The sequence below is a fragment of the Rhodococcus sp. (in: high G+C Gram-positive bacteria) genome (assembly GCF_049286785.1).
Lineage (GTDB): Bacteria > Actinomycetota > Actinomycetes > Mycobacteriales > Mycobacteriaceae > Rhodococcus_F.
Genome location: NZ_JBAQEO010000758.1, coordinates 1 through 5,218, shown reverse-complemented (window position 1 = coordinate 5,218; position 5,218 = coordinate 1). Strand labels below are relative to the sequence as shown.

Here is a 5,218-nt window from a genome sequence, read left to right as displayed (position 1 = left end):
GTCACAGATGAGGGAGGCCATAGAGGCGGGGGTCAAAGAACTCTGCGGGCTTCATATCGTCGTCGCCAATGCCGGCATCTGCCCGCTCGGCGGAGACGTTCCCCGTCGCGCGTTCCTCGACGCCGTGGACGTGGACCTCGTCGGTGTGATCAACACGGTCAGTGCCGCCTATCCGCATCTGACCGGTGGGGCGTCGATCATCGCCATCGGATCCGTCGCGGCGATGATGAAGGGCGGCACGGACAACCCGGCAAACGGTCCCGGCGGAGCCGGCTACACCCACGCCAAGCAGGCGGTAGGGCGATTCGTGCACGATCTCGCGCTCCAGTTGGCTCCGGAATCCATTCGCGTGAACGCGGTACATCCGACCAACTGCAACACGGACATGCTGCAGAGTGAACCGATGTACAAGATCTTTCGACCGGATCTCGAGTCGCCCACTCGCGAAGACGCCGAAATCGCCTTTCCAGCAATGCAGCCGATGCCGATCGGGTATGTCGAGCCAGCCGATGTCAGCAACGCGGTCACATTCCTCGCCTCGGACGAGTCGCGGTACATCACCGGCCTCCAGATGAAGGTCGACGGCGGCGCCGTCCTGGCGCACACGCTTCCCTACGCGAACTCCTGATCGCTCATCGCGTCACCTCGCAGTTTCGATCAACAAGCTCCGCAACGCTTCCAACGAAGGATCCGCATAATCAAGAAATATCCCCACCTCTTCATTGACGGCGCCTGGGTTCCTACCGAATCCGGCGAAGTCCAGTCAGTCATCAATCCCGCGACGGAAGCGGTGATCGGGACCGCACCGATCGGCTCTCGGGCCGACGTCGTGCGCGCGATCGAAGCCGCACGCAAGGCCTTCGACGAAGGTCCGTGGCCCCAGATGTCGATGCGTGAGAGGTCGGCTGTCATGCTCCGAATGGCAGAGGGGATGGAGAAGCGATTCGAAGAGCTCGTGCAGCTCAACATCGCCGAAGCCGGTGGGACCCGAATGGGAGCGGAAGGGTTCCAGATCGGTATTCCGATCCAGCACTTCCGGGACATGGCCGAGCGAGTGATGTTCACGTATCCGATGGAGAGGCCCGTCGCCCCCTACGTCGGAGCCGGTATCGGGCAGGGTGTCGTTCGGCGTGAACCGTTCGGGGTGGCAGCACTCATCTCGGCCTACAATTTCCCGTTCTTTCTCAACGTGATGAAGCTGGCTCCGGCATTGGCCTCCGGGTGCACCACTGTGCTCAAGCCCGCCCCCACTACCCCGTTGGAAGCCTTCGTGCTCGCCGAGATCGCTGAGGAAGCCGGGCTGCCGCCGGGGGTGCTCAATATCATCCATGGCGACGTCGATACCGCCGTGGAACTTACGACGAACCCATTGGTCGATCTCGTCAGCTTCACCGGCTCGGACGTCGTGGGCCGGAAGGTACTCGAGCAGGCATCACCGACTATGAAGAAGGTCGTTCTCGAACTCGGTGGCAAGTCGGCCAACATCATCTGCGAAGACGCCGATCTGGGAAAGGCGATCCAATCGGTCATCGCCGGCATCATCGTGCACGCTGGTCAGGGTTGTGCGCTGCTTACCCGCACGCTGGTGCACCGCTCTCGTATGGACGAGCTCGTTGCCATGATCAAAGAAATCCTGTCGGGGATCAAGGTCGGTGACCCTTCGGAGCCGGACACCGTGATGGGACCGCTCGGCAGCGAAGCGCAGCGTGCCAAGGTCGAGGACCTGATCCGTACAGGCGTCGAGGAAGGCGCCACGATCGCGTACGGCGGCGGCCGGCCGGCCGGACTCGACAAGGGCTTCTTCGTCGAACCAACCCTCTTCGTCGATGTCGACAACTCGATGGCGATCGCACAGCGCGAATTCTTCGGCCCGGTCGGCGTGGTGATTCCGTTCGACGACGACGACGAGGCTGTGCGCATCGCCAATGACAGCGACTACGGACTGGGCGGTGGCGTGTGGGCGAACGACCCGGTTCGCGCGTACGCGATCGCGAAGCGCATTCGGGCCGGCTACGTGACCGTCAACGGCGGTGGAGGCGGGCTGAGCCCGCACACGGCGTTCGGCGGATACAAGCAAAGCGGGCTCGGCCGCGAGTGGGGCGAAGCGGGTCTGGAGGAATTCCTGCAGATCAAGACGATCGCCTGGGGCGTCGCCTCCGGCTAGCGGGTCACGCACCTGTTCGACGAGAGGGACTGATATGACATACGTCATCACCGAAGCCTGTGTCGATCTGATGGATCGCTCGTGTGTTCGCGAATGCCCCGTGGACTGCATCTACGAAGGCGAGCATCAGCTGTTCGTCAACCCGCACGAATGCATCGACTGCGGGGCTTGCGAGCCCGCCTGCCCACACGAAGCGATCTACCACGAAGCGGACCTCCCCGGGGAACATCAAAGTGCCGCACAGCGGCAGAACGAGGTGTTCGTGTCACTGGGCCGGCTCGGCGGCGCAAGGAAGCGGGGCAAGTTCGGCGTCCATGGAGTGGAGACCGAATGACACCCATTCGAGTCGGCTTCATCGGTGTCGGGCAGATCGGGGAACCGATGGTCGAAAGGCTCCTGGCGGAGGGACATTCGACGATGATCTACGCGCGTCGGGCAGAGGTCCGCGATCGTCTCGCCGCCCACGGTGCCGAGGTGGTGAGTCAACCGGCGGAGCTCGCCGCGGCGGACGTCGTGATCACCTGCCTGTTCACCGACACCCAGGTCCTGGACCTCTGCGGCCCGATCATCGAAAAGATGCGTCGTGGTTCCACTTTCGTCTCTCACACCACTGGAAGTCCGAATGCTCTGCGTGCGCTGAACGACATCGCACAATCTCGGGGAGTCTCACTTGTGGAGGCGCCATTCAGTGGAACAGCACAGGCGATCAGGGCGAGGCGGCTGACCGTGTTGGTCGGCGGGGACCCGCGAGCAGTCGACGCGGCAGCCGAACTGGTTGCGGCATATGCGGTCAACATCATCCGCACGGGAGAGATCGGCACCGCCCTGCCGGCGAAGCTGCTCAACAACGCTCTCTTCGCGGCCTGCACCCAGCTCACCCTCTCCGCGCTGAAGGCCGCTACCGCAGTGGGCATTCCAGAGTCGACCTTCCTCGAAATTCTCTCCGTGAGCAGCGGGGGAAGTGCGGCGGCTCAGTACATTGCTGCGTCCGGCCAGAGCGCGGAAGTCTACAGCTCAGGACTCCCCCGATACCTGCGTAAAGACATCGAATCCGCACGGATCGCCGCCGCCGACATCGACCTCGACATCAGCACCCTCCTCGCCGCCGTTCGGCTCGGTCCCCTCGACTTGGTCGACGGCGCAAAGGACACCGATGCTCTCGAAAGGGTGGCGGCGACATGAGCGGTCGGGTTGCGGGAAGGGTTGCGTTGATCTCCCGTGCCGCCGCCGGGGCCGGGCCGTCTTCGGTCTCCGACCAAAGCAAGTAAGTGACAGCACACGAGTTCACCATCGACGCCGGCGTCACCCGGTTCGGAAATGAACGTGAAAAGGAACAGGACAGATGACAGCACACATCGATCTCGGTAAATGCACCGGACATGCCCGGTGCTACCAGACGGACGCGGAACTCTTCGACATCGACGACAGCGGATACGCCCTACGCTCCGAAGTCGACATTCCGGCCGGCTCGGAGCAGGCAGCGCGCGAGGCCGTCGCTGCGTGCCCCGAACGCGCCATCAGCCTGCACTGACACCACTCTGCACTGACACCACGAGGAAGACCAGCGGAATGTCTGCATCCCATCGCCCGTTGCGAGTCGCTGTTGTCGGTGGCGGCCCATCCGGACTGTTCACCGCCGACGCATTGACCTGCAACGAACACTCCGACGTCACAGTGGACATTCTCGAACGCCTGCCCGTGCCCTTCGGACTGTTGCGGTACGGGGTGGCACCCGATCACCCCAACATCAAATCCGCGGCCGACACGTTGCAAGAGGTGCTCGACCGATCGTCGGTGAATCTACTGTGCAACGTCGAGATCGGTCGTACCGTTGATGTCGACGATCTCCGCAGACATTACGACGCATTGGTATACGCCACCGGCGCCGACGCCGACAACACCCTCGCCATTCCGGGTGAGGATCTGGCCGGAAGCCACTCCGCGACCTCGTTCGTGAAGTGGTACAACGGCCACCCCGAAGCCGGCGCCTTCGACCTCGCTCATACCCGCCGCGTCGCCGTTGTCGGAGCGGGCAATGTCGCTCTCGACGTCACGCGGATCCTGGTCAAAGACCCGGGCCAACTCGCGGAAACCGACATCCCGCACGACACCCTGAACGCATTGGCTGCAAGTGCGGTCACCGACGTCCACATCCTCGCTCGGCGTGGTGCGGAGTGCGCGAAGTTCACCACCAAAGAGCTTCGAGAACTCGGCGAACTGTCGAACGTGGACGTGATCGTCGACGCAGACCAGATTCCGCCCGATCCCGACGACGGATGGCCTCCCGTAGTCAAACGCAACATGAAGGTCCTCCGTGACTGGGCCGGGCGGGAGACCACCAGCGCCCCGCGGCGGATCTATTTCCACTTCTCCACTCGCCCGACCGACATCGTCGGCACGGACACCGTGGAAGCCGTGCGCGTCGAGCACACCGTCGCGGGTTCTGCCGGGGACGGAAGGCACGACATCCCGGTCGAACTGGTCCTGCGTGCCGTAGGGTATCGCTCCCGGCCCATAGCCGGGATTCCCTTCACGCAGGTCACCTCGACCATCCCACACGAGAATCATCGCGTTATCCGTGACGGACGCGCGCAACGCGGCGAGTACGCCGTCGGATGGGCCAAACGCGGACCGACAGGCATTCTCGGCACCAATCGCGCTGACGCCGAGGACACCGCCGCGGCACTGTTCGCGGATCGTGAACGCCTGCTCGCCGCACGCCCCGACGACCGGAACGGGATCGCGGATCTCTTGCGGGAGCGCAGCATCCGCGTCCTCGACAAACGAGGATGGACGGAAATCAAGTCCCGGGAGCTCGAGCACGGTGCCCGACACGGGCGATCCCGAGTCAAAATCCGAAGCTGGAACGATCTGGTCGAAGCCGCAAACCCCGTTCCCAGTTACCACTGATCGAATCCCCCACACCGCTAAGCCTGAATCCGTGGATGTGTGATTTCGTGGGGTTTCTAGGTTCGCTCGGCGTGGGATGCCTGTGGCGGGCATGGGTGATCCGCTGGCCCGGATGCCAGCTCATCCACGTTGGTAGGTGTCCTC

6 protein-coding genes are annotated in these 5,218 nt (G+C 63.5%); all 6 read left to right on the top strand.

The window, feature by feature from the left end; all coding sequences use genetic code 11:
* A partial coding sequence (locus tag WAW17_RS27450) for an SDR family oxidoreductase (protein ID WP_422336017.1) occupies positions 1 to 628 on the top strand: 628 nt, incomplete at its 5' end.
* 66 nt (positions 629 to 694) lie between these two features.
* Positions 695 to 2,164, top strand: coding sequence for an aldehyde dehydrogenase family protein (locus WAW17_RS27445; RefSeq protein WP_422336018.1), 1,470 nt, complete (start codon positions 695 to 697; stop codon positions 2,162 to 2,164).
* A gap of 34 nt (positions 2,165 to 2,198) precedes the next feature.
* Complete coding sequence (fdxA, locus tag WAW17_RS27440; protein WP_422336016.1) at positions 2,199 to 2,498, top strand: ferredoxin; 300 nt, start codon at positions 2,199 to 2,201, stop codon at positions 2,496 to 2,498.
* On the top strand, positions 2,495 to 3,346 hold the full coding sequence (locus WAW17_RS27435) for an NAD(P)-dependent oxidoreductase (protein WP_422336015.1): 852 nt from the start codon (positions 2,495 to 2,497) through the stop codon (positions 3,344 to 3,346). Before fdxA ends, WAW17_RS27435 begins: the two co-directional genes overlap by 4 nt.
* A 160-nt stretch (positions 3,347 to 3,506) precedes the next feature.
* Positions 3,507 to 3,695: a ferredoxin gene (locus WAW17_RS27430; protein WP_422336014.1), complete on the top strand. Its 189-nt coding sequence runs from the start codon at positions 3,507 to 3,509 to the stop codon at positions 3,693 to 3,695.
* A 38-nt stretch (positions 3,696 to 3,733) separates the two neighbouring features.
* The gene (locus WAW17_RS27425) at positions 3,734 to 5,074 is read left to right on the top strand and encodes an FAD-dependent oxidoreductase (protein WP_422336013.1); all 1,341 of its coding nucleotides are present in this window, start codon (positions 3,734 to 3,736) and stop codon (positions 5,072 to 5,074) included.
* Positions 5,075 to 5,218 lie beyond the last annotated feature (144 nt).

Excerpts from the sequence above, each read along its gene's own strand:
- fdxA (WP_422336016.1), top strand. The coding sequence starts at position 2,199 with ATGACATACGTCATCACCGAAGCCTGTGTCGATCTGATGGATCGCTCG.
- WAW17_RS27435 (WP_422336015.1), top strand. The coding sequence starts at position 2,495 with ATGACACCCATTCGAGTCGGCTTCATCGGTGTCGGGCAGATCGGGGAA.
- WAW17_RS27430 (WP_422336014.1), top strand. The coding sequence starts at position 3,507 with ATGACAGCACACATCGATCTCGGTAAATGCACCGGACATGCCCGGTGC.
- WAW17_RS27425 (WP_422336013.1), top strand. The coding sequence starts at position 3,734 with ATGTCTGCATCCCATCGCCCGTTGCGAGTCGCTGTTGTCGGTGGCGGC.